Here is a 24,172-nt window from a genome sequence, read left to right as displayed (position 1 = left end):
GCAAGCCCGGTATATGCACCCAAAATGCTGCGCAGCATTGGCAACCAATCTCGCCTCGCGTGTTGGACAAAATGTCCCTATCAGCGGTGATATTTCAAAAATAGTTGGACAATTTGTCCGCCTCCCAATCGGTCGATAGATGAAAACAATCAGAAACCTTCCAATAACCCCGCCAAAACCCTGCCATTGAAAGAAATGGCACGGGTTTTGCGGTGATGTTTGCTCCGGTCAACCACGGACGGACCGATCAAGGGTCTGAAAAAACAGAATACCGGGAGGAAAATCTGAATGTTTGATAGCCTGAAAAAGGAACATATCGTCGCGCATGACGATTTCAACCGCTGGAAGGTTCCGCCAGCATCCATCGCCATTCATTTATGCATTGGCTCCGTTTACGCCTGGAGCATTTTTAACCCGCCCCTGATCAAGGAATTTGGCGTGGTTGCGGCCTCGTCGGGGGACTGGGGCCTTAAATCTGTAGTCTGGATTTTCTCTGTCGCCATCGTCTTTTTGGGTCTTGCCGCCGCCTTTGGTGGCAAATGGCTGGAAGAAGTCGGCCCGCGCATGGTGGGTGTGGTTGCCGCATTTTGCTGGGGTGGCGGTTTCATCATTGGTGGTTTCGGCATTATGACCCACCAGTTATGGCTGGTTTATCTAGGCTATGGTGCCATTGGTGGCTGCGGCCTTGGTCTGGGTTATGTATCGCCCGTATCAACCCTGATCCGATGGTTTCCCGACCGGCGCGGCATGGCAACCGGCATGGCCATTATGGGCTTTGGCGGCGGCGCCATGATTGCAACGCCGATCAAGGAATCGTTGCTGGCATTTTTCTATAAGGCCCCGGATTACCTGGGTGCCGAAGGTGCCATCAACATGGTCACCGAAGGCGGCAAACGCATGGCCGAAGTTGGCGGCCAGATGGTGGAAGTGGTTGTTGCCGGTGCGGCACAGGTGGCATCTGCCCCGGTTCCGCTGCAAGAAGGTGTTTATGTGGTTGGCACGGGTAACACCGGTGCGGCTTCCACCTTCTTTACCCTTGGCGTTGCCTATTTCATTGTCATGATCATTGCATCCTTTTCCTATCGCGTACCGCGCGAAGGGTGGCTGCCAGCCGGCTGGACCCCGCCGACCGAAGATGCCGCATCCAAGCGTATGATCACGCATAAAAACGTCCATATTGACCAGGCATTGAAAACCCCGCAGTTTTACCTGCTATGGATCGTTCTGTGCTTTAACGTGACCGCTGGCATCGGGGTGATTGGCGTTGCCAAAACCATGATGTCGGAAATTTTCGGGTCGACCCTGCCTTTGGTCGTCAATTCGGCCTTTGCCGCAACCTATGTGTTTATGATTTCGGTCTTTAACATGTGCGGGCGGTTTTTCTGGGCCTCGATCTCGGATTATATCGGGCGCAAAAACACCTATTTCTGCTTCTTCATCCTTGGCATCATTCTGTATCTGTCGATCCCGTTTGCCGCCGAGCAGGTCAGCGTCAACCCGGCCATTACCTGGCTTGTGATGTTCTATGCCGCAACCATGATTATCTTCACCATGTATGGCGGCGGCTTTGCCACCGTACCGGCATATCTGGCTGATATTTTCGGCACCAAATATGTCGGTGGTATTCATGGCCGGTTGCTTACCGCATGGAGCACGGCTGGCGTCCTTGGCCCGCTTGCCATTACGCAGTTACGTCAGGCATCGGTAACCAATTCCATTACCGATCTGGCCAGCAAAATTGACCCGGCTGCTTTCCAGCAAAAATTCGGGGCCGGCATTGAACAGATCGACCAGCTGGTAGCGGCGAAAACCGTAACCATCGCCCGGTTGATGGAAATTGCCCCTGCCGGCACGATTGACCCGACATCAAGCCTTTATAACACCACCATGTATGCCATGGCGGGCTTGCTGGTCATTGGCCTGATCGCCAATGCGCTGGTCAAACCGATCCATGACAAACATTACATGGAAACAGCAGGCAATAACGATTTTGACGCCGAAGATGCCAGAACGGCAGCCGAAGCCTCGAAAGCCTGAACCATCAGGGATTGTGGTGCCCCAAAAAGGGGTGCCACAGTTCGTTAATGCGGGTATTTTCACAATAATACCCACATAACGAAAAAGGTTTTGTTGCAGGTATCCGCCCCAAATCGGTTAACCTGCCTGCAACAAAACCACCTTAAACGGACCGGGATGCATAGTATGACCGGTACGGGGCAACAATGATCGACAAACTTGAGATGTTTATGGTGCTGGCCCGCGAGCAGCATTTTGGTCATGCCGCCGAAGCCTGTGGCGTAACCCAGCCCACCCTTTCCAGTGCCATCCGGCAACTGGAAGACCAGTTGGGTGTGATGCTGGTACGGCGCGGATCGCGGTTTCAGGGGCTGACCCTGGAAGGCGAACGGGTACTGGACTGGGCCCGGCATATTGTTGGCAGTGCACGTTCCATGCGCGATGAAATGCGTGCCATGCGCTTGGGCCTGACCGGCAAGGTCAAAATTGCCGTCATCCCTACCGCCCTTGCCATGGTGCAGGAACTGACGACACCGTTTCGCGAAAAGCACCCCGATATTACCTTTTCGGTGCTTTCACGCACATCGGGCGAAATCCGCGCTTTGCTGGAAAACCTGGAAGTCGATGCCGGGATTACATACCTGGACAATGAACCGTTGGGCCGGGTGACAAAGGTGCCGCTTTATGACGAACGCTATTTACTGGTGACGTCCATCCATGCGGACCACTGCCAAAATGAAAGCATTACCTGGCACGAAGCCAGCAAACTGCCGCTATGCCTGCTGACGCCGGACATGCAAAATCGCCGTATCATCGATAATCATTTGGCCGAAGCCGGTGTTGACGCCAACCCGACACTGGTATCGGATTCGATGATTGCGCTGTTTTCCCATGTGCAAACCGGGAACTGGGCCAGCATTATGCCTGAAAAAATGATTCAGACCTTTGGCCTGCCCGACCGCATTCGGGCTGTCCCAATCACCAATCCCGATGCCCGCCATCAGGTCGGCCTGATTACCGCAAGTCGCGAACCGCAAACCCCCATTATTGCCGCGCTGTTAAAGGAGGCAACCCGAATTGCCGCAGCGCAGCAATCTGATCGATAAGGTTTTGCTATCGCGTAACGGGAACGCTCTATTGAACGCAGTGACGGTTTTGCCGACACTGATAAAAATAAACAAAGACTGCTTTGTGAGAGAGGCTGCATTGTCTTTATCTGTTACGACCGAGGAAATGTCCGTTCGGGTCGGTGCCATCGTTGATGCGCGTGCCGAGCTGGAAGGCCCGTTATTGCCAATTTTGCATGATGTGCAAAAGGAATTTGGCTTTGTCCCGCAACCCGCCCTGCAAATTATTGCCAGCCGCCTGAATTTAAGCCGTGCCGAAGTCCATGGTGTTGCCAGCTTTTACCATGATTTCCGGGAAGAACATCCGGGTCGCCACGTTCTTAAAATATGCCGGGCAGAAGCCTGCCAGTCGATGGGGGCTGACCGCGTCGCAAACCATGCAAAGCGCACCCTGAATGTGGACTGGCACGAAACCACCGCCGATGACGCCATTACGTTAGAACCGGTTTATTGCCTGGGCCTGTGCGCCTGTGCGCCTGCCGCCCTGATGGATGACAAACTGGTGGGCCGTGTCGACGAAGACCGCCTTGATACCCTGATCGGGGAGGCACGCTCATGACCATTAAAATTTACGTCCCGCTGGATTCCGGGTCCATCGCGCTTGGCGCAGATGACGTTGCCATCGCCGTTTCAAACGAAATTGGTGCGCGCAACCTGGATGCCAAACTGGTTCGCAACGGATCACGCGGCATGTACTGGCTGGAACCGATGGTCGAGGTGGAAACCCCCAACGGGCGCTTTGCCTATGGCCCGGTCACACCCAAAGATGTTGCCAGCCTGTTTGATGCCGATTTCATCGCAGGCAGCGACCATCCGCTTGCCCTTGGCCCGACCGAGGATATTCCGTTCCTGAAAAAACAGACCCGACTGACCTTTGCCCGCTGCGGTATTATCGACCCGCTCTCGATAGAAGATTACCGCGCCTATGAAGGCTTTGCCGGGCTGGACAAGGCCGTCACCATGAAACCGGCCGATATTGTAAAGCAAGTCACCGATAGCGGCCTGCGCGGTCGCGGCGGGGCCGGTTTTCCCACCGGGGTTAAATGGAACACGGTGCTAGGGGCAGAATCCCCGCAAAAATACATCGTTTGTAATGCCGACGAAGGCGACAGCGGCACCTTTGCCGACCGCATGATCATGGAGGGCGAGCCCTTTGTTCTGATCGAAGGCATGGCCATTGCCGGGATCGCCACCGGGGCGACCAAAGGATATTTATATACCCGTTCCGAATATCCCGACGCCATCCGCGTGATGAAAGAAGCCATTGAAGTGGCCCGTGCCGGCGGCATTCTGGGCAAAAACATTCTGGGCTCGGAATATGATTTCGACATGGAAGTACGCACCGGGGCCGGGGCCTATGTTTGCGGCGAAGAAACATCGCTGTTAAACAGCCTTGAAGGCAAACGCGGCGTTGTACGCGCCAAACCACCACTTCCTGCCCTTGAAGGCTTCCTGGGCCGCCCAACGGTTGTGAACAATGTGCTGTCGCTGGCATCCGTTCCGATCATTATGGATAAGGGGGCGGAATTTTATCGTGATTTTGGCATGGGAAGGTCACGTGGTACTATTCCCATCCAGCTTGCCGGTAACATCAAATTTGGCGGCCTGTTTGAAACGGCCTTTGGCCTGACACTGGGCGAACTGGTAGACGACATTGGCGGCGGCACGGCCACCGGTCGCCCGGTGCGCGCCGTGCAGGTAGGCGGACCTTTAGGGGCCTATTTCCCGCGCGATCTGTTTGATACGCCGTTTGATTACGAAGAATTCGCCAAGCGCGACGGCCTGATCGGCCATGCCGGTATTGTTGTGTTTGACGACAGCGTCGATCTGATGAAGCAAGCCCGGTTTGCGATGGAGTTTTGCGCCATCGAAAGCTGTGGCAAATGCACACCGTGCCGTATTGGCGCCGTTCGTGGCGTTGAAACCGTTGATAAAATTGCCAAAGGCGAAGAACCCGAAGCCCAGATCGAGCTGTTGCATGATCTGTGCGACACAATGAAGTTCGGCTCCCTTTGTGCGTTGGGTGGTTTTACCCCCTATCCGGTTTTGAGTGCGCTGACCCACTTCCCCGAAGATTTCAAGCCACGCGCGCTTGATATTGCAGCGGAGTAAGAAAATGTCCCTGGTTACAGAGATTGATTACGGAACGCCTGCCGTCACATCCGAAAAGACCGTCACACTGAATATTGATGGCTTTGACGTCACCGTGCCCGAAGGCACATCTGTCATGCGCGCCTCGATGGAAGCGGGCATTCAAATTCCCAAATTGTGCGCAACCGATATGGTTGATGCCTTTGGGTCATGCCGCCTGTGTCTGGTGGAAATTGAAGGCCGCCGTGGCACCCCGTCATCCTGCACCACGCCCGCCACCGATGGCATGGTGGTGCGCACCCAGAATGACCGGCTTAAAAAGCTGCGTCGCGGGGTAATGGAACTTTATATTTCCGACCATCCGCTGGACTGCCTGACCTGTGCTGCCAATGGCGATTGCGAATTACAGGATATGGCCGGTGCCGTCGGCCTGCGCGATGTGCGCTATGGCTATGAGGGGGAAAACCACGTCAAAACCCGGCAAAATGGCGAGGAAAACCCCCGCTATATGGCCAAGGACGAAAGCAACCCCTATTTCACCTATGACCCCAGCAAATGTATTGTCTGTTCGCGCTGTGTGCGGGCCTGTGAAGAAGTACAGGGCACATTCGCGCTAACGATTGAAGGGCGCGGGTTTGAATCGCGCGTCTCGCCGGGTATGCACGAAGATTTCCTGTCGTCCGAATGTGTATCGTGCGGGGCCTGTGTGCAGGCCTGCCCGACGGCAACCTTGCAGGAAAAATCGGTTATTGAAATCGGCCAGCCGGAACATTCGGTTGTCACCACCTGTGCCTATTGCGGGGTCGGTTGTTCGTTCAAGGCGGAAATGCGCGGCGATGAACTGGTACGTATGGTGCCCTATAAGGATGGCAAGGCCAACCGGGGCCATAGCTGCGTTAAGGGCCGGTTTGCCTATGGCTATGCCAGCCACAAGGACCGCATTTTAAACCCCATGATCCGCGAGAACATCAACGATCCGTGGCGCGAAGTTTCGTGGGAAGAAGCCCTGACCTATACCGCCAACAAGTTCCGCAGCCTTCAGGAACAATATGGCAAGGAATCGATTGGTGGCATTACCTCGTCACGCTGCACCAACGAAGAAACCTTTCTGGTGCAAAAGCTGATCCGGGCCGGATTTGGCAATAACAATGTCGATACCTGTGCCCGTGTTTGCCATTCGCCCACCGGCTATGGGTTGAAAACCACCTTTGGCACCTCGGCTGGCACCCAGGATTTTGACAGCGTTGAACATACCGATGTTGTCATTCTGATTGGGGCGAACCCGACCGACGGACACCCTGTTTTTGCATCGCGCCTGAAAAAACGCCTGCGTGCCGGGGCACAATTGATTGTGATTGACCCGCGCCGGATTGATCTGGTCCGTTCCCCGCATATTAAGGCTGCTGCCCACCTGCCCCTGCGCCCTGGCAGCAACGTCGCGGTGCTCACGGCACTGGCCCATGTCATTGTCACCGAAAGCCTGTTTGACGAAGCCTTCATTCGCGAAAAATGCGACTGGTCTGAATTTGAAGACTGGGCAGCCTTTGTTGCCGATGCCAAAAACAGCCCCGAAGAAATTGAAAAGATTTCGGGTGTTCCGGCCGATGAAATGCGCAAGGCCGCCCGCATTTTTGCCACCGGTGGCAATGGCGCCATTTATTATGGCCTTGGCGTCACCGAACATAGCCAGGGATCAACCACTGTTATGGCGATTGCCAACCTGGCAATGGCAACCGGCAATATTGGCCGTCCCGGCGTGGGTGTGAACCCGCTGCGCGGGCAAAACAATGTGCAGGGATCGTGCGATATGGGGTCTTTCCCGCACGAACTGCCGGGCTATCGCCATATCAGCGATGATGGTGCGCGCGATATTTTTGAAAAACTGTGGTCGGTTAAACTGAACGACGAACCCGGTTTACGCATTCCCAACATGCTTGACGCCGCTGTTGATGGCACATTCCGTGGTATTTACATTCAGGGCGAAGACATTTTGCAGTCCGACCCCGATACCAAACATGTGGCCGCCGGCCTTGCCGCAATGGAATGTGTTGTCGTCCATGACCTGTTTTTGAATGAAACCGCCAATTACGCCCATGTGTTTTTGCCCGGTTCAACGTTCCTGGAAAAAGACGGTACTTTTACCAATGCCGAACGCCGCATTAACCGCGTGCGCAAGGTGATGAAACCCAAAAACGGCTATGCCGACTGGGAAGTTACCCAGAACCTGGCCAAGGCCATGGGGCTGGATTGGAACTATACCCACCCGTCACAGATCATGGACGAAATTGCCGCCACAACCCCCAGCTTTGCCGGGGTGAATTACGACTTGCTGGAACGCGAAGGATCGGTTCAGTGGCCGTGTAATGAAAAAGCCCCGCTGGGCACGCCGGTCATGCATATTGACGGGTTCGTGCGCGGCAAGGGCAAGTTTGTCGTCACCGAATATGTTGCGACCGATGAAAAAACCGGTCCGCGCTTCCCGCTATTGCTCACCACCGGGCGTATCCTCAGCCAATATAACGTTGGTGCGCAAACAAGGCGCACGCAAAACAGCGTCTGGCACGAGGAAGACCTTCTGGAAATTCATCCGCATGACGCCGAACAACGCGGCATTCGCGATGGTGACTGGATCCGTCTGGCATCAAGGTCGGGCGACACCACCCTGCGCACCAAAATCACCGATCGCGTATCGCCCGGTGTGGTTTACACCACCTTCCACCACCCCGGCACCCAAGCCAACGTGATCACCACCGACTTTACCGACTGGGCCACCAACTGCCCCGAATACAAGGTAACAGCAGTGCAGGTTTCGGCCTCGAACGGGCCGACGGAATGGCAGGTCGAATATGACGAACAGGCCAAACAGGCCCGTCGTATTTTGCCGACCATTGACGCAGCTGAATAACCAGCCTTTTGCGGGCACCGCCTCTTTTGTCGGTGCCCACAAATATCCGCTTTCGATTTGCCGACAAACCTGGCCTGAAAAACGATAAAATTGCCCCGCCACATTAACATGTGGAACCGAACGGGCGACCAAACCGTTTCAAGGTGCAGGTTTTTATAAAATTGCATATTTCTGTATGATGCGGCACGGGTTGCTGGCAGGAGAATGAACTTATGACGCCTGAAAAACTTGTTTACATGGCCAACCAGATTGCGACCTTCTTTAAATCGCAACCAGCAGAAACAGCTGTGCCAGGCATTGCCGGGCATATCAGTGATTTTTGGGAACCCCGTATGCGCACCGCCCTGTTTGACCATATCGCCAAAGGCGGCAATGGCCTTGACCCGCTAGTCATCGAAGCTGCCCCCGCCATTCGCAAGGTAAAACAACCCGCCTGACCAACCCGGCAAAGCCGGATCATACGGCCTGTCGCGCAACAGAGGAAACAGGGTTGCTTTAATCTGCGCCCGGCCCTTCCCCGCAAGATGCTGTGCTGACAACTAATAAATCCGGTTTAGTGACTGGCACCGGAAAACAAAGCAGACTTTGAAAAACGGGCTTTGATACAAGACCTTCACTGTTTCAGGATGAAAGCGGTACGACCCTTGACCCATGATGCCGCCGATGAAAACCATATGTTTGATGATCGCTCGCAAGACCGTGCCCTCGCCATCACCCGGGACAATGACAACGAAGACGCGTTGTTGCTGCAACCCGAAGTTCCGGCAGCGTTGGTGTTTAACGGTAAATCACATACCGTCATGATGACATCACCCTATGATCTGGAAGATTTTGTTATCGGCTTTTGCCTGAGCGAAGGCATCATAGAAAATAGTCGGCAGATCGTTATTACCGATGTCAGGTCAACCTTGCGCGGCTACGTCATTGAGGCGGACCTGGACGAAGATTGCATTGACGCCCTGACCAGCCGGCAACGCACCCTTGAGGGGCGATCCGGTTGCGGATTATGTGGTGTACAATCGCTGGAAGCCATCCCGACCGAAGCCACACGCCAGGTCATACCGGGGAACATGCCGCAAAATATTGTGCTTGCGGCCATTGATGCCCTCCCTGAATTCCAAAGCCGTAACAAAACCGGTGGGGGCCTGCTTCATGCCAGCGCCTTCGCCGATGCCAACGGCACAATTTTGCTCGCCCGCGAGGATATAGGCCGCCACAACGCCCTTGATAAAGTCCTCGGCGCCCTTGCCCGGCAAAATATCGATCCCGTCGGGGGCTTCATTTTAATGACCAGCCGGTGTTCCTATGAAATTGTTGCCAAAACCGTGCAATGCGGTATTGGCGGGCTGGTCACACTTTCCGGCCCCACATTGACGGCCGTGAATTTGGCCAGGCAGGCGGGGTTAACCCTGATTTGCCGTGAACGGCGTGGTCTTTTTCGCCGTTTTGCATAGGAAAATGGCCTAACCTGCAAGCCGCAAGATCAATAGGCGCTGATCAAAACCGCTCATCTGGGCCCAATTAAACCGGCCAGTCCCAAAAATCCGGTTTCAAGGCATTTGCGGCATATCAGGGCCCCGCAGCACCGCACAAATTCTCCGAAATAAAGTCTCTGCGCGATGAGGCACCATACCGCCATACGGCAGTTGCCTCATAAGAATGGTGTTTCCATGCGTTCGCCACGCGTTCACCGTAACGGATTTGCATCATTGCAACATCGAAAACGGATGGCATGGCAGTTCCCTTAAAAATTGAACCTTTCACCACTTAAATCCGTACCAAGGATCACCATATTTATTTGCATCAACAAGGTGCGAATTATTGTCATTCACCTATGGATAATAAGAACGTCTATAATACGAACTAAATGTATAAGTTTTACTATAATTTACTATACGTTAAGCGTAAAAGAGCATTCTGGATCGTCAAATATATCCAACTTCAACCCTGCCGGGACCACGCACACCGCAGGCAAATGGGTGACCGCTTGGCCTCTCTATTAAACATTTTCCGGGTACTTTTTCTGTGCATTGCAGTTCTCGCCCCAATATCGATGGCGCAGGCGCGCCCTGTATCGCGTGAAATTGCATCTGTTTATTATTCGCCGGAAGACCCCAAACCCCGTTTTACGCCCGGCCACACACTGGCGGAAACTGTCCTGAATTATCTGGGCCTGACCGTAACCCATTTTGATTTAGGCAAGGGATTGCCGAAATTTAACGATCCACACGAGTTTCGCGGCATTTTGGTATGGATGGAGATTGACCGTCTTCCCGACCCGGAAGGTTTTCTTGAATGGCTTGATGCGCAAATGAATGCCGGCACCAGAGTGGTTATTCTGGGCGACTGGTCTTTTTTGCAAAACCTGGATGGGAAAACGGTGTCACTGGCGCGAGTCAATCGGGTTCTAAGCCGTTTGGGCGGGCGTTATACTGGCGACTGGGAACAGTTTACCTTTGATTTCAGCGTTAGCCATTTTGACCCGGACATGACTGGATATGAATCCGAAATTGTAAAACCACTGCCGCCTTTTTACGCTGTCGAACGCAGTGCAAACGGCTCGGTGCCCTTTGTTTCGGCCAAACCACCGCAAGGCAATAGTGACTATGTTCTGGGGGCGTTTGGCCCGTCGGGCGGGTTTGTACAGGATGGCTATGCCGTGCGCATCGGGCGCAACGAGCATGACCGAAAATGGATTTTAAACCCGTTCAAATTTTTCTCGCGTGCGTTCAATCTTGAAGAATTCCCGAAAATAGATACCACCACGTTGATGGGGCGGCGGATTTACTATTCGCATATTGATGGTGACGGTTGGCGTAATATCAGCGAAATCCGTGGCGACGACGATGAACCCTTGCTGGATTCCGAAGTGGTCTATCGCGATTTTATCGCCCCTTATCCCGACCTGCCGGTTTCGGTAGCCCCCATTGCCGCCGATCTTGACCCGAACTGGGCCGGGACCAAACGAACCGGCGATATTGCGCGCAAAATGTTCGCCGCCCCCCAGGTTGAGGCTGCCTCGCATACCTATACCCACCCGTTCCAGTGGAGCTATTTTGACAAATATTCTGCCAAACGCGAAACACGCGATTTTGGGCAAAATGCCCATGATATGTCCGCCCGGGTTCTGGAATTTCTGGGCGTTGCCGATGATGTCGATGCATCGGATACCGGCCTGAAAAAATCCTATGAATTGCCACGCGCCTATATTCGCCGCCCGTTCGATTTACATCAGGAAATTATCGGTGCCGCCGACTATATCAGCACCTTTGCCCCCAAGGGCAAAAAGGTCGAACTGCTGCAATGGTCGGGCGACACATCCCCGTTTGAAGCCGCCATTGCCATGGCAGATAGCATTGATTTGCCCAACCTTAATGGAGGAGATAGCCGATGGGACCCGGATTATCCCTCGCTGGCATGGGTTGCCCCGGTGGGAAGGCGCGTTGGGAAAACTGTGCAGATTTACGCCTCGAACAGTAACGAAAACACCTATACAAGGCTATGGTCTGACCGCTATTTCGGGTTTCGCTATCTCGCCAGTACCATTGAAAATACCGAAAGTCCGATCCGTCTGCGCCCGTTCAATATTTACTATCACATGTATTCGGGCGAAAAAATTGCCAGCCGCAACGCAGTGATTTCCAATCTGGAACTGGCCCGAAAATCGTCGATTATTCCCATTACGGCCAGCCGCTATGCCCGACTGGGCAAAGGTTTTTTCACCGCCGAAATTGAAAAAACCAGCGATGGCCGCTGGCGCGTGCGCAATCGCGGCAAGGCAGAAACCATCCGTTTTGATAATGGTACATATCTTTCGGTGGATTTTGACAATTCCAGCGGCGTCATTGGGCAAACCCATTATCAGGGCAGCCTGTATATTGCGTTGGACGAAGCCGTCGATACCCCTGTGATTGCGGTAAATGCAGGTAAAACAGCACAACGATACCCGCAGGCAAGCCAACCCTATGTTATTTCAAGCCGCTGGCGGGCATGGGATATTCAAAATGACCACGGCATTCTCCATATGAAAATACAGGGTTTCGGAGCGGGCGAAATGCAATGGCGGACAAAACCATCTGCTGTTTACAAAGCAAGTGTTACAGCCAGCCAGGACCGGCCCGAATGGCGCAAAATCATAACGGCTGATAGCACAGGCATGTTGCATTTCACCATTCCGCTTGATGGCATTGCCGGTGCCGACCTTATCCTTGAACCTGTGACGGAATAGGCAACAACACCGTGCGTTTGGGGACAATAAATTTAACCAGTCTGGGCGTCATCATTGCGATGACGGGCGCGGTGATTATGTCCGGGCTGTTTTTGGTACCCTCCAAACGCGAACTGGCGAACATCTATTTTCGCGACAAGGATTTTGTTAAATCCCGCCAGTTTTACGAAGAAGAATACGCCGCCGGTAACCGCAGCATTGATGTTTATGGTGCCCTGTCGCGTATTTATTTGCAAAATGGTGAAATTGACCACGCCATTGCCCTGTTCGAGGAACTGCACCGCGAAGACCCGACATCGGTCCGAGTCCTGACCGACCTTGGCACCTATTACCAATATGCCCAGCGGCCAGATGACTATACCCGCACCCTGGAGGATTTACGCCAGATCGCGCCAACAGAAGCCCTGTTACGCAGCCTGTCGAACATTTACAATTTCATGGGCCGCTATCAGGACCAGATCGGCGTATTACGCGAACTGGCTGATCGGGGCTGGGCCACAAATAACGACCTGGTATCGATTGTATATCTATATGCCAGCCTGGGACACTCCGAAAAATCAATCGATTTTGTCGATGCGTTGCTATCAAAACCGAATGGTTTTACCCCCACCCTGGCCGAATTAAAGCTGCGCTTGCTGTTTGATACCGGCCACCCCGAACAGGCCGCACAATTTGCCAGCGACTGGATGCGCCAGTTGCCGGTTTATGCCACCGCGCGCGTCATCGCAAATCTGTACCAGACCCGTGGCAAGCCGGGCCAGTTGATTGATATTTTAACCGCACTTCGCACCATCCCGGCCCAAACCGACCCGCAGCTGGAGGTTCTTTATGCATCCGCCCTGCTGGATAATAACCGCATTGCAGATGCACAGGCCGTTCTTGCCCCGCTAATTGCCAGCAACAACCTGACCGAGGATGGCTGGGCCGTTGCGGTGCGAGCCGCTGTTGGTGCCGGAACTCTCGACGATGCCATTGCCTATGTCGGGCAACATCCCTATGCCGCACTGCCCGACATCATGTCTTACGGCCTGGAGATTGCCCTGCAAAAAGGCGACATACAAAGTGCTGCCAGCTTTGCTGAAAACATCCCCGAAGATGTCCGCCTTGGAGCACCGGTTTTATGGGCGCGATACGCCATGCTGCGCAAGGATGATGCCGATACCGGCAAGTGGATCCGCCGTGCCCTTGCCCAACCCGACATGAGTTTTGCCAACCGCTATGAACTGGCGATGCTGCTAAACGATTTGGGCCGCACCAGCGATTTGCTGCCAGTGCTGGACCAGCTTGCAAAAACAACCCCCAAAAATGGCGATATTTTCAGCATTGCCAGCCTGTATGTGGCACTGGGTGAAGCCACCCACGGGTTGCCCCTGTTGGCACCGGCCCTGCAAGATAACCCGGTTTTTCGCAATCAGGCTGCGCTGGCCCTGTTAAATGCGGCCACGGGCCACGGTGACCTGGCACAACAATGGCTTGCCAATACCAACGGCAACCAGCTTGATGCCGATCTTCTTTCAACCCTTTATTCCACCGCATCCCAGGGCAGGGCATATGGCTTTGCCGAACAGCTTGCCCGCGAAATGACCCGGCAGCAGCCCAGCCTGGATAACCGCCTGTTGGTGCTTGAAGCCATATGGCTGCAAAACGACATCGCCCGTCTGAATGATGCGTTTGATCAGTTACCCGACGAAACCCTGACACCTGCCAATGCCACCCGGCTGGCGCAATTCATGATGGATGTTAACCAACCCGCGCGGGCCTATAATCTGACGGAAAAATATAAATCCGATTTTGCCGCCCATATGGACCTGACCGATATCTGGGTATCGGCAGCACTGGCAACCAACCGCCCCAAAGACCTTTACGACACCATCGCCGCCCTTGATGTGCCCGCAAGCCAGCTTTCATCTGCCAGTTTTGCGGCCTATATCGAGGCCGCCATATCGGTGGATAAAACCGCCACCCTGCATGAAGATATCCTGGCACGTTACGGCGAACTGCCCGATTGGTTACGCGCCCTTCTGATCGACCGCGCCCTTGATACCGGCGACATCAAATTTGCCCAGGCTTATTTACAACAGGAAACCACCTTGCACGACGGCGACATGTGGTTTTATCTTGCCTCGGCCCGGGCCGACTTCGCCGACAAGAATTTTGATCAGGCGCGGTTAATGCTGCAAAAGTCACTGCAGCATTTAAACGACAGTTCGCCTGCGGCATTGCTGCAAATGGCGCGCATCTGGCAAATTATTGGCACACAGGCCCCGGCATCGACCACGGCAAATGCAGTTGGAAACGCCAATATATTTGACGCAGCGGCAACATCGGCCCTTAATCAAATCCTTGATGCCTTGCAGCGCGCCAAATCGCTGGATGATGCCAGCCTGCCCGAAGCCGCCCTGCTGTTTCGCAGCCTGAACCGCACCAATGACGGAACCCGCTTTATAAACCGCATCGCATCGCCACAACCGGGTTTTAACACGCAGCTTGCCCTGTCTATTCTGGCAATCGGACCACAAACACCGGCTGATATTCGGGCATGGATTGCCGGTTATAGCTGGAAACCCAATCAAATCGGCGACCTGGCAACCTTGCAAGGGTTGGCCAGCCAATCGGGCGATCTGGCAACCGAAATTATCACCACGCAAAAACAGTTTGATCTGACGCCGAACGATCCGGCATTGCGCTTTGCCCTGGCCGATGCCCAGTTGCGTGCCGGCCATATTGCCAGTGCGCTGGCGCTGGCGCGCGATTTACCGTTCGCCAACGATGACTATCGAAACCTGTATGTCGAAACCCTGCGCCAAAGCGTCAATACCGGGGGGCCGGGCCGTAAGGAACTGGTTACCCTGCTGGGCCAGGACCTGCAAAACAGCACCGAACCGCGCAAAACCCAATTGGTCTATGACCTGATCGGGCTTAACGCCTATGACGCCGTATTGCCCGAACTTGCCAAACGGGCCGACCAGTCCATTGAATGGGGTAACTATTACTTCGATGCCCTGTCGGCACTGGGTCGTCGCAAGGAAGCCTTTGCCTTTTTAACCCGGCAGGCCGGGCAACCGGGCCTTGGCAACCGCGAACGCCAGGAAATTGCCTATCGCTTGCTAACCGCGGGCGAGAAAACAGCGGCGGCCCAAATTTTCCAGACCATGGCAGCCAATACCGGACCTGACAGCGAAGCTGCCAAAACATTGCTGTTTTTGTGGGGACCACGCCTGACCGACCAACAGGCCGACTGGATTACAGACCGTATTAACCAGTCCAGCGGCAAAACCCGGCTGGCATGGCTTGATATTGCCAGCAATGCCTTTGCCCCGGCGCGGGCGGAAAAACTGCTGGCAGAATACGCCAAACAATATGCCGACAACGGCGATTTTATTGACCGTTTGATCGCCACCTATCAAAAATCGGGTAACCGGGCGGCCTTGCTGGGCCTGCTTGATGACCAGCGCAAGCTGGCCGCCAGCGACCCCGCACGCCTGAAAAACCTGATGGCCGCAGCACAAGCCGGCAATTTTGAAGGCCTGGCACAGCAAATGGCCGAACGCCTGACCGTGATAGACAAAAAAGCCCCCGAACCGTTCCGCATCATGGGGCAATTTGCCTTTGGCAAGGAACAGTTTGACAACGCCCGGGCCTATCTTGAACGTTATCTGGCACTTAAACCGGCGGGCGATTATGAAACCTATTATGAACTGGGCGAATCATACGACCGGCTGGGGCGGCAAAAGGCAGCAACACAAAATTACCGTACGTCGCTGGAATTGCTGCAAAAGCAAACCAAACCAACCTTCGATATGCGCCATCTGCAAGGATTACTGTTGCAACGTTTGCAACGCTATGACGATGCGGTTGCCGTTTTCACCGGGCTGTTGCGCGACCGGCCCGGTGATGCCGGGGTTATTGCCGATATTGCCGAAACACGCCTTTTGCAAAAATCGCCGCAGCGCGCCCTGCAACGGGTACGCCGACCATGACCGGTTTAATACACATAAAAACACACAGATTTTTCCAGCGTCAGGGGCATTTCGAGGGAATGAAGGGGAATAATGTGGGCAATGCTGCAACCCTAAGGGGGCTATACACAATCGCGCTTTGCACCGGTATCGCCGGGCTGGCGGCACCGGCCCATGCCGAAATTACCGATGCCCGCATCACCAGTGATGGCACCCGTAATTTCAACATGGTGCTGGACCTCAAAAACTCCCCGGACAACACCGTCATGACCAATGGCCGGGAACTGATTGTGCGCTTTAGCGACCCGATTGGCGAATTTGACATCAACACCCTGATCGGCACTTACCCCGAACAGGTGTTAACCGTTCAAACCAGCTATAACGTATTGCTGATGGAAATGGCATTTGACGGCACATTTGCAATTTCCCAGAATAACGACCAGCTTACGGTCAGCTATAATGCGCCCGAACCAACAACGGATTCGGCAGTTGCCCCGGTGCAGGTTCCCCAAACAAATGCGGCAGCAGAAGCCGCTGAAAGCCGCCGCGAAATTATCGAGGCCCGGGCGCGCATGGAACTGGGCCAATATGGCCATGCCCGTGAAATTCTAGGCCAGATCCTGAAAAACGCCCCCGACAGCATCGAAGCCCGCAATGCCCTTGCCGAAGTTGAATATCGCAGTGGTAACTGGCGTGAAGCCGCCCGCCAGTATGGCCGCGTTATCAGTCATAACCATGACCCGGCAATTGTGCGCGCCCGCCAGGATATTTTAAAACAAAACGGGTCCTTTATTGGCGCAGGCGCACAGTTCCAGGACAATGGCAGCAGCAACACCCAAATTGTTGCGACCATCAACGGACGGGCCTTTATCCGCGACGATTTGTTATTACAAATGGACCTTGAAAACCGCCATATCGATGCGGACCCGTTTGTAAATCGTAACGGTGCAAACAAAGGTTTCACAGGCGAACGGCAAAAACTGGCCTTAAAGCTGGATCAGGAAATTTCCGCCCGCGATATTTTGCAATACCGGGGCTATGCCACCCAAAACGCCCCCGGCATCGGGGCAGAATGGCAACGCAATATTTTGCCCGGTATTGCCGCCATCGGTTTTGATTACCATCAACCCTATTGGGACCAGACAAGCGCTGTTGTGCAATATGGCACGCGCGACAATCTGGCCGTAACCTATGACATTGTCACCAGCGACGACTGGGACATTGGCGTCGGCACATCTGTTAACCGTTACGGGTTAAAGGGTAACGAAGACCTCGCCCGCACCTGGCGGCTGGAAGGGTATATCCGTGATAATTTCGATATTTACACCATTCCGGTTTTTGCCGGGTATCGGCTGGATGCCGAATATCCGCTGTCAGAAACAGACAAAACAGCACAGGACGGTACCGGCTTTCGCCCGCTGGATGTTGCCCGGCGCGAAGTTCACGAATTTTCGATCGGCCATGATATCCGCCTGGCCGACTATCTTACCCTGTCAACCGGCGTTGCCTATAGCTATGACCGGTACGGGGAACAGGGTTTCGGGTTTAACGGCGCCCTGATCGGCAACCTGGCGGATCAATATGAAACAACCCTGTCATTTGGCCATACTGCCAATTCATCAAACAGTGTGGGCAGCAGCGGTTCCACCTTTATCGGCATTTCGATCAAACAATATTTCTAGGACGGGAAAGGACAGCACCATGAAAACACAAACCAACGGGCGATTTCGGATGTGGCGCAACATGCTGGCAACAGGTGCCCTTGGCCTGATGCTGGCCGCCTGTGCCGGGGGCGACCGCCAGATCGTTACCGCCAGTGCCCCGGTTTCGCTTGCACCGGGCAACAGCATTGCCGTGATGCCATTTGATAACCTGACCAACAGCGAGGAAGCAGGCCAGGTTGCGTCTTACCTGGCCGTCAGTGCGCTTCGTGCAACCACCGGCCTTGCAGTACAGCCCGAAAGCAATGTGACGCAAACCTATGATTCACTTGCAAGCGAAAATTCCGCCACCAGCGCCGTCGGCGCGCACAGCACTGTTTCCGCCCGCCAACTGGGCGAAATACTGGGTGTACAATATGTGCTGACGGGTAGTGTTTCGGAATATGGCTATCAATATGGCCTGCGCGAAGAACCGTCTGTCAGCATGAATATGCGCCTGGTTGATATCAGCGATGGCTCAATTGTCTGGACGGCAAGTTCCGGCATTGTCGGCCAGGGCACCTTTGCCCGTGACAGCGTCAGCATCATTGCCCAACGTCTGGTCAACCAGATGGTTGCCAATATGACCCGGACCAAAACTGGTAACTAAAAACACTTTGATCGGTAATGCTTGAAAATGACCCGTCCCGGCATAATTGACGACAATGAACGCATCGAAGTGGAAACAGCCCGGCAAAGCGCAAGCAGTGCCGGGTCGGATCTGCGTTTGTCTGCCATCATTGAACTGGCCGTTTTCATCGGCCTGTTTTTGCTGGCCGATTTTACGATGGGGACGGGCAACCGGTTCTGGATGATTGCCCCCCACCCGCTTTGGGCAGTGGTCATTTTGCTATCTGTGCAATATGGCACCAGCGCCGGGCTGATTGCGGCCATTGCCGCCAGCATTACCTTGCTAAGCGGGCATTTTCCGGCGCAAAATGTCGATCAGGACTATTACGATTACCTGCTTTATATCGGCTGGCGCCCCATCGTCTGGATGCTGACCGGGTTGTTTTTGGGGGAATTACGCCGCCGCCAACTGGTGCAAAACGCCGAATTGCGCGCCGATCTGGCCCAAACCGAACTGCGCGAGGAAACCCTGTCCAATGCCTATGCCTCGACCATGGAACGGGTACATTTTCTCGAACGGCAAATTGCCACCCAGGCCCAAACGGTTTTAACCGTGTTTCGGGCTGCCCAGAATGTTGAACAGCTTGAAATTGGCGATGTGATTACCGGTATCGAAAGCCTGGTAGACGAAATTCTGGCCCCCAACAAATTTTCGGTTTTTGTGCCCAGCCGCAACAATCTTGACGCCCTGGTGTCACATGGGTGGGATACCCCCACCGAATTTTCCCGGCAAATTCACGGCGACAGCCTGCTTTATTCTTCCCTGCTCACCAAACGGCGTATCCTGATGGTGAACCGGGTCGACGATGCCGCCATTTTAGGGAACGACGCCATTATCGCCATTCCGGTGCAAAATAGTGCAACAGGCGAAGTGCTGGCTGTCATCCGGATCGAGGAAATCGATTTTGATAAACTTAACAGTTCGCTTCTGATCAATGCCAATCTGGTGCGTCAATGGCTGAGCAGTGCCTTTGCCAAGGCCGAAACCTATGAAAATTCGGTGTGGATCAGCAATGATGGTGCCCGGCGCGCTGTTGTCTCAAGCCAGCTTTGGCCGTCATTGTCGGAATGGTTAATTCAGGTGTGCCGCCGAAACGGCCTTTCCCTGTGGCAACTGGACGTTCGAAATACCGAAAACAACATTGCCAGCGACGAAGCCCTGCGCCTGACCGATCAGATCGCCCGCGGATTTTCCCGCGAATTACGCAATACCGACCTGGTTTTTCAGCGCGATGGCCGCGATAACGGCACCATCATTTCGATTTTGCTGCTTGGCACAGAGCAGGAAGGGATCGATATTGTTCGTGGCAAGTTAAGCACACTTTTGCATGGCAGCAGCGATGAAACCATTTGCCAGCTAACGCTGGTCACAAAAACACTGGTGAATAAACCTGCACCTGCGCAACACCGGGAACAACCCGCACCATGAGCAAGCATTCGCCCGCATCAACACCGTCAGCCCCACCCAGGGGCGATAATGTGTATGTGGCGCGTCCGCTGTCCTCCTATATCTGGATTTTACTTATCACGATTCTGGCACTGGTGTTATCGGGGCTGGTGGCATTTGCCTTTGCCACCAACGCCTTTGCCTGGCCCCTGCTGGCCGGTTTGCATCTGGTGTCTTCCGCCGTGTTAATTACACTGTGCTACTGGCAGGGGTCTCGCGGCTTTTTTGTGCGCGAATATTACATTCTTGGTTTTGGTTATTTGTTATGCGGGTTTCTCGGGGCTGCGGGCAGCCTGCTTTTGGTGACGGTTTCGTTTTTCACCCGCAGCGACAAATGGCGGTTTCGTGACTGGTACATGGCCTTGTTCCCCGCCGATCACGCCACCACCGCCGAAGAACTTTATGGCCAAATCATTTCCGGCAGCCGGGCCATCGGCCCCGAACACAGCGTTACCGTTTATACCGACCTGATGCAGGAAGCCGAAACCGAAGAAAAACTGGCGATTGTTACCCTGGTATCACGCTATTTCCGGCCCGATTTTGCCAATGTCATTATCATGGCGATGAACGATGCCGACCCGACCGTACGGGTGCTGGCGGCATCGGCCAAGGCAAGGATTGAAAACCGGTTTTTGGCAAATGTTTTAAAAATTCAGGAAACCATCCGCCAACACCCGAATGACTTCGATGCCAAAATGTCTTTGGCTACCCTTTACGACGATTATGCCTTTACCGGCCTTCTTGACCGTGAACGTGAAATTGAAAACCGGAAAATGGCACTGGAAACCTATGAACAATGCCTGAAAGATCGGCCCGATGACGCCACCCCGCCCTACCGCATTGGCCGTATCCTTAATCGGCAACGCGATTATCTGGGCGCGGCCCGTTTGTTTGAAATTGCCCTTGAACGTTCAACCAACAAACAGGCCATCGCCAGCTGGCTGATCGAGGCCACCTATAACGCCAAGGATTACGATCGGGTGCGCGAACTGATAGCCCGCCATTTTCCCGAAACAGGCGCAGGTAAAAATCCGGTGGTCAGCCCGTTCCGGCTTGATAGCATGGCCCTGTGGCAAAAAGGGGCGCCGGAATGAAAAAAACCGCCGCGCAGCAAGCCGACATTTGCCTGCTGCTTGAAGGGACATATCCCTATGTGGCCGGGGGGGTTTCAAGCTGGGTACATGACATTGTATGTGCCATGCCCGACATCACCTTTGAAGTTGTGGCAATTCTGGCGCAAAACACCGGGGAACTGCCCCATAAATATGATGTGCCCAAAAATGTTATCGGCATTCGGCACCTGTATTTGCATGAATTGCCCGAAGGTCGCAAATTTGTCTGGCAGGGCAAAAAACTACGCCAGACAACGAATGCCCTGCTGCAATTTTTAAACCATGGCCGGATCGAGGATTTTTCAACTTTTACCAATGGCGTTAACAGCCTTGATATCGGCAAGGACATTTTATTAAACAGCCATTTTGGCTGGGAATTCCTGAAAACCTTTTATAGCGAAAATTTCTCGTCGACCTCGTTTCTGGACTTTTTCTGGAGCTGGCGCATTCTCGTTGGCGGTATTTTGGCAACCACGCGGTTTTCACTGCCCAAAGCGCGCTGTTATCATGCGGTATCTACCGGCTATGCCGGGTTGCTGGCGGCACGCGCCAAAATCGAATATCAGCGCCCGGTGGTGTTAACCGAACATGGCATTTACACCAATGAACGCCGGATCGAAATTGCCATGGCCGACTGGCTATATCAAAACCCTATCCCCGATTACGATATCAAAAGCCTGGAAAAAGACATTCGCTCGCTTTGGCTAAAGGGTTTTTCCGCCCTTTCAGGGGCATGTTATGGCGCGTGTGATGAAATCATCACGCTGTATGAAGGCAACCAGGTTTTGCAATTGCACGATGGTGCCGCGCCCGAGCGCGTGCGCGTAATTCCCAATGGCATTGATTACGAAAAATATGCCGCCGTTCCCCGCGAAAAACAGGAAAAACCTGTCATTGGCCTGATTGGCCGTGTGGTGCCGATCAAGGATATTAAATCCTTTATCCGGGCCATTCACATGCTGACCCGTGAAACCCGCCATTTCGAAGCCCTGATTTTAGGCCCGACCGACGAAGACCAAACCTATTTTGACGAATGCCTGGAAATGGTTGAACACCTTAAAATCAAGGATGTGGTCACATTTGGCGGTCGGGTGAACATTGCCGATTATCTGGGTAAAATCGATGTCATGGTTCTAAGCAGTGTTAGCGAAGCCCAGCCGCTGGTTATTCTGGAAGGCGGGGCAGCCGGTATTCCCACCGTTGCCACCGATGTGGGGGCATGCCGTGAAATGCTTTATGGCCGATCCGACGAAATTCCCGGCCTGGGCCAGGGCGGCATTGTCGTGCCGGTCGCAAATCCCAGCGAAATGGCAAAGGCGCTGGCACAAATTATCACATCACCTGCCACCCGCGACAAATTTGGTGAAACCATCAAACAGCGGGTGAAAAACCAGTACAACAAGAAAAACGTTCTGGCCCTTTATGGCGAAATTTATCGAACCGGGCGCGACGCCGGGAATGGCTATAACGGCCCCCTGATTAGCAGCAAAGGGAACACTTAATGGCTGGTATTGGCTTTACCCTGCGCAAAATGACCGGCCGGGGTGACCTGTGGGGCATTGTACAGGCTTATTCCTATTCCGCATTGCTCTCATCCGGGCCGTGGTTGTTTACCATTCTGGCACTGGTTGGCATTACATTTCTGACCCGTTATCTGGTGACATGGGACGATCTGCTGATCTTTCGTACCATCATCACCTATAACTTTTCGTTCTCGCTGGTTTTTTGCGGGCCTATTGTCATGGTCGGCACCCGGCTACTGGCTGACCAGATCCACGAAGACCGGCTGGACCGGGCACCCTCGCTGCTCTTTTCCATGATGATGGCCTATATCGTAGTGGTAACCCTGCCAATGGTTTACCTCTATGGCTACGCCGCCGATCTGACCGCCAGCCAGCGCGCTGCCGCCATTGCCGGTGGATATCTGATCGGACTGATCTGGACAGTGGTGGTTTTTGTCAGTGCGTTAAAAAACTACACCTATGTTTCCGGTGTCTTTTTTATCGGGATGTTTATCGCCTTTGTTTCCTGCGGCATCCTGCTGACCAGCTATGGTGCCACCGGGCTGATGTGGGGCTTTAATGCCGGGCTGGCCTTTATCCTGTTTGGCTTGCTGGCCTGGATTTTTGTCGAATACCCTGCCTTGCCACACGAACCGTTTATTTTGTTTCAGCGCGGCGGCACCTATTGGGTACTGGGCATCAGCGGCCTTAGTTACAATATGGCGATCTGGGTTGATAAATGGGTCATGTGGGTGCGCGACAGCAATATTGATGTTGTGGCAGGAATCCTGCGCACCGCCCCCTATTACGATTCAGCGATGTTTCTGTCCTATCTGTTCACCATTCCGATTTTTGCGGTGTTTTTCGTCAATATCGAAACCGCCTTTTTCGAAAAATACAACCGGTTCTATAAATCGTTCCAAAAACACGTCACCTACATGACAATCGAAAGCTATCAGCGCGATATCATCAATTTCACTTTGCTCAGCCTGCGTAACCTTGTGGTTCTGACCGGCCTTCTTGCCATTCTAATTGTGTTATCGGCCGCCTTTATCCTTGAAACCATGAACATCCCGTTCAAGGAAATTGGCGTATTTCGCTTTGGCGCACTGGGTGCGTGTCTGCATGTGCTGGCAATGTTTGCGATGGTGTTTTTATCCTATTTTGATTTTCGCAAACCGGTCATGATCCTGAATACCATTTTCCTGATCGCCAATTTCACCTTCACCTGGTTTGCCGCCGACTACTTCCCGCTTCATGGCATGGGGTATTTTCTGGCTGCAGCCCTGACCTTTATTCTGGCGATGTCGTGCCTGGTCTATAATCTTAAACGCCTGGCTTACGGCGCGTTCATAACCAACAACCCATCGGTTTAACGGCTTATGGATCGGATATGGGTGCAAGATGTCATTGCCCGGCAATGACATTCCGATATAGGCCCAAACAGCATTTATC

The 24,172-nt window shown here is 53.7% G+C and carries 15 protein-coding genes; all 15 read left to right on the top strand.

The window, feature by feature from the left end; all coding sequences use genetic code 11:
* Positions 1-288 precede the first annotated feature (288 nt).
* Positions 289-2,037, top strand: a complete 1,749-nt coding sequence (locus tag THS27_RS19665) for an OFA family MFS transporter (protein ID WP_085593767.1) — start codon at positions 289-291, stop codon at positions 2,035-2,037.
* A gap of 185 nt (positions 2,038-2,222) precedes the next feature.
* The gene (locus THS27_RS19660) at positions 2,223-3,122 is read left to right on the top strand and encodes a LysR family transcriptional regulator (RefSeq protein WP_085593766.1); all 900 of its coding nucleotides are present in this window, start codon (positions 2,223-2,225) and stop codon (positions 3,120-3,122) included.
* A 127-nt stretch (positions 3,123-3,249) separates the two neighbouring features.
* Positions 3,250-3,702, top strand: a complete 453-nt coding sequence (locus THS27_RS19655) for a formate dehydrogenase subunit gamma (protein ID WP_085593776.1) — start codon at positions 3,250-3,252, stop codon at positions 3,700-3,702.
* Positions 3,699-5,255 carry an NADH-quinone oxidoreductase subunit NuoF gene (locus tag THS27_RS19650; RefSeq protein ID WP_085593765.1) on the top strand — a complete coding sequence of 519 codons (1,557 nt, stop codon included), beginning with the start codon at positions 3,699-3,701 and terminating at the stop codon, positions 5,253-5,255. Before THS27_RS19655 ends, THS27_RS19650 begins: the two co-directional genes overlap by 4 nt.
* A 4-nt stretch (positions 5,256-5,259) precedes the next feature.
* Positions 5,260-8,139 carry a formate dehydrogenase subunit alpha gene (fdhF, locus tag THS27_RS19645; protein WP_085593764.1) on the top strand — a complete coding sequence of 960 codons (2,880 nt, stop codon included), beginning with the start codon at positions 5,260-5,262 and terminating at the stop codon, positions 8,137-8,139.
* Positions 8,140-8,351: 212 nt separating this feature from the next.
* Positions 8,352-8,576: a formate dehydrogenase subunit delta gene (locus THS27_RS19640; protein ID WP_085593763.1), complete on the top strand. Its 225-nt coding sequence runs from the start codon at positions 8,352-8,354 to the stop codon at positions 8,574-8,576.
* Positions 8,577-8,783: 207 nt separating this feature from the next.
* A complete protein-coding gene (gene fdhD, locus THS27_RS19635; protein WP_246833040.1) occupies positions 8,784-9,593 on the top strand; it encodes a formate dehydrogenase accessory sulfurtransferase FdhD in 810 nt (269 codons plus the stop codon).
* 533 nt (positions 9,594-10,126) lie between these two features.
* Positions 10,127-12,367 carry a hypothetical protein gene (locus tag THS27_RS19630; protein WP_139835673.1) on the top strand — a complete coding sequence of 747 codons (2,241 nt, stop codon included), beginning with the start codon at positions 10,127-10,129 and terminating at the stop codon, positions 12,365-12,367.
* An 11-nt stretch (positions 12,368-12,378) separates the two neighbouring features.
* Positions 12,379-16,347 carry a hypothetical protein gene (locus THS27_RS19625; RefSeq protein ID WP_085593760.1) on the top strand — a complete coding sequence of 1,323 codons (3,969 nt, stop codon included), beginning with the start codon at positions 12,379-12,381 and terminating at the stop codon, positions 16,345-16,347.
* Between the two features lie 59 nt (positions 16,348-16,406).
* The gene (locus THS27_RS19620; RefSeq protein ID WP_085593759.1) at positions 16,407-18,008 is read left to right on the top strand and encodes a tetratricopeptide repeat protein; all 1,602 of its coding nucleotides are present in this window, start codon (positions 16,407-16,409) and stop codon (positions 18,006-18,008) included.
* A 19-nt stretch (positions 18,009-18,027) separates the two neighbouring features.
* On the top strand, positions 18,028-18,636 hold the full coding sequence (locus THS27_RS19615; RefSeq protein ID WP_168184952.1) for a GNA1162 family protein: 609 nt from the start codon (positions 18,028-18,030) through the stop codon (positions 18,634-18,636).
* Positions 18,637-18,663: 27 nt separating this feature from the next.
* Complete coding sequence (locus tag THS27_RS19610; RefSeq protein WP_085593757.1) at positions 18,664-20,085, top strand: hypothetical protein; 1,422 nt, start codon at positions 18,664-18,666, stop codon at positions 20,083-20,085.
* Entirely contained in the window at positions 20,082-21,197 is a 1,116-nt protein-coding gene (locus THS27_RS19605; protein ID WP_085593756.1) for a lipopolysaccharide assembly protein LapB, read from the top strand. The genes THS27_RS19610 and THS27_RS19605 overlap by 4 nt, the downstream gene beginning before the upstream one ends.
* Positions 21,194-22,717, top strand: coding sequence for a GT4 family glycosyltransferase PelF (gene pelF / locus THS27_RS19600; protein WP_085593755.1), 1,524 nt, complete (start codon positions 21,194-21,196; stop codon positions 22,715-22,717). Before THS27_RS19605 ends, pelF begins: the two co-directional genes overlap by 4 nt.
* Positions 22,717-24,093 (top strand): exopolysaccharide Pel transporter PelG, encoded by a 1,377-nt coding sequence (pelG, locus tag THS27_RS19595; RefSeq protein WP_085593754.1) that lies wholly within the window; start codon positions 22,717-22,719, stop codon positions 24,091-24,093. The genes pelF and pelG overlap by 1 nt, the downstream gene beginning before the upstream one ends.
* Positions 24,094-24,172 lie beyond the last annotated feature (79 nt).

Origin of the sequence: Thalassospira sp. MCCC 1A01428 (genome assembly GCF_002115825.1) — a bacterium.
Classification (GTDB): domain Bacteria; phylum Pseudomonadota; class Alphaproteobacteria; order Rhodospirillales; family Thalassospiraceae; genus Thalassospira.
This window is presented reverse-complemented; position numbering and strand designations above follow the sequence as displayed.